Source organism: Methylibium sp. (genome assembly GCF_013817365.1).
In the GTDB taxonomy this organism is placed as follows: domain Bacteria; phylum Pseudomonadota; class Gammaproteobacteria; order Burkholderiales; family Burkholderiaceae_C; genus Methylibium.
In genome coordinates this window covers 1-2010 of record NZ_JACDCU010000608.1, presented here as the reverse complement: position 1 = coordinate 2010, position 2010 = coordinate 1, and the positions used below count along the sequence as shown (strand labels likewise).

Here is a 2010-nt window from a genome sequence, read left to right as displayed (position 1 = left end):
GCTCCTTCTTGCCGCGGATCGGGTTGTAGACAGAGTCGCCCGACTTCAGCACGCCCGAGTACACGCGCACGAAAGTCAGCTGGCCGACATAGGGGTCGGTCATCAGCTTGAAGGCGAGCGCGGCGAACTTCTCGCTGTCGTCCGCGCGGCGCACCACCTCCTTGTCGTCATCGTCGTGGCCCGGCACCGGCGGCACGTCGATCGGCGAGGGCATGAAGTCGATGACCGCGTCGAGCATGCGCTGCACGCCCTTGTTCTTGAAGGCGCTGCCACACAGCATGGGCTGAATCTCGGCCGCGATGGTGCGGGTGCGGATGCCGAGCTTGATCTCGTCCTCGGACAGCTCGCCCGATTCGAGGTACTTGTTCATCAGCTCTTCACTCGACTCGGCCGCCGCCTCGAGCATGTTCTCGCGCCACTTCCTGGCTTCTTCGAGAAGCTCGGCCGGAATCTCCCGATAGTCGAACTTCATGCCTTGCGAGGCCTCGTCCCAGATGATCGCTTTCATCTTGATGAGGTCGATCACACCGGTGAAGTTCTCTTCGGCGCCTATGGGCAGCACGATGGGCACGGGGTTCGCCTTCAGGCGCGCCTTCATCTGGTCATAGACCTTGTAGAAGTTCGCGCCGGTGCGGTCCATTTTGTTGACGAACGCCAGCCGCGGCACCTTGTACTTGTTGGCTTGGCGCCAGACGGTCTCGGACTGCGGCTGCACGCCGCCCACGGCGCAATAGACCATGCACGCACCGTCGAGCACTCGCATCGAGCGCTCGACCTCGATCGTAAAGTCGACGTGCCCGGGAGTGTCGATGATGTTGATGCGGTGCTCGGGCAGGGCTAGGTCCATGCCTTTCCAGAAACACGTAGTTGCTGCCGAGGTAATCGTGATGCCGCGCTCTTGCTCCTGCTCCATCCAGTCCATCGTCGCCGCACCATCGTGCACTTCGCCGATCTTGTGGTTGACGCCGGTGTAGAACAGGATGCGCTCGGTGGTCGTGGTCTTGCCGGCATCGATGTGCGCAGAGATACCGATGTTGCGGTAACGCTCGATGGGGGTCTTGCGGGCCATGGTCTCACTCCAAATACGAAGGCCGCCCGGCTGCGGATCGAAGATCGCGCCGGGCAGCCGGGGGCGGGCGTTGAACGTCGGCGCAGAGCGCCGGGCGCCAAGGGTCAGAAGCGGAAGTGCGAGAACGCCTTGTTGGCTTCGGCCATGCGGTGCACTTCATCGCGCTTTTTCATCGCGCCGCCGCGGCCTTCCGAGGCCTCAAGCAATTCATTGGCCAAACGCTGCGCCATCGACTTCTCGCTGCGCTTGCGGGCCGACTCCTTGAGCCAGCGCATGGCCAGCGCCATGCGGCGCACGGGGCGAACTTCCACGGGAACCTGGTAGTTCGCGCCACCGACGCGGCGGGATTTCACCTCGACCATCGGCTTGACGTTGTTGATCGCGGTGAGGAACACCTCGAGCGGATCACGCTGGGCCTTCTTCTCGACCTGCTCCAACGCACCGTAAATGATGCGCTCAGCCACAGCCTTCTTGCCGGACTCCATGACCACGTTCATAAACTTCGAGAGATCGACGTTGCCGTACTTCGGGTCGGGCAGGATCTCGCGTTTGGGGACTTCGCGACGACGGGGCATTTCTCTTCCTTCTTTGCTTCAGTCGGCCCGGGCTTCGCCCGAACCACGGACACCCCACAGGGCATCGACTTACTCGGCGAACGCAAAACTCGCCGCGGGCGGCGCGCACTCGGCGCGCCGATGAATGACGCACGGAGGAACCGGGCGCCGGTCGGCTTCAGGCCCTTTTCGGGCCCAAAAGCCGTTAAGCCTTCTTGGGCCGCTTCGCGCCGTACTTCGAGCGCGATTGCTTGCGATCCTTCACGCCCTGCAGGTCGAGCGAGCCACGAACGATGTGGTAGCGCACGCCCGGGAGGTCCTTCACGCGGCCGCCGCGAACGAGCACCACGCTGTGCTCCTGCAGGTTATGGCCTTCGCCGCCGATGT

At 63.3% G+C, this 2010-nt stretch carries 2 protein-coding genes and 1 pseudogene; all 3 read right to left on the bottom strand.

Annotated features, from left to right (window positions below; translation table 11 throughout):
* On the bottom strand, positions 1 to 1069 hold a 1069-nt coding region (locus H0W38_RS21970; RefSeq protein WP_292458235.1), incomplete at its 3' end, for a GTP-binding protein.
* Positions 1070 to 1173: 104 nt separating this feature from the next.
* Positions 1174 to 1644 (bottom strand): 30S ribosomal protein S7, encoded by a 471-nt coding sequence (gene rpsG / locus H0W38_RS21965; RefSeq protein WP_292448737.1) that lies wholly within the window; start codon positions 1642 to 1644, stop codon positions 1174 to 1176.
* 184 nt (positions 1645 to 1828) lie between these two features.
* Positions 1829 to 2010, bottom strand: a pseudogene (rpsL, locus tag H0W38_RS21960) (30S ribosomal protein S12); the annotation flags it as partial.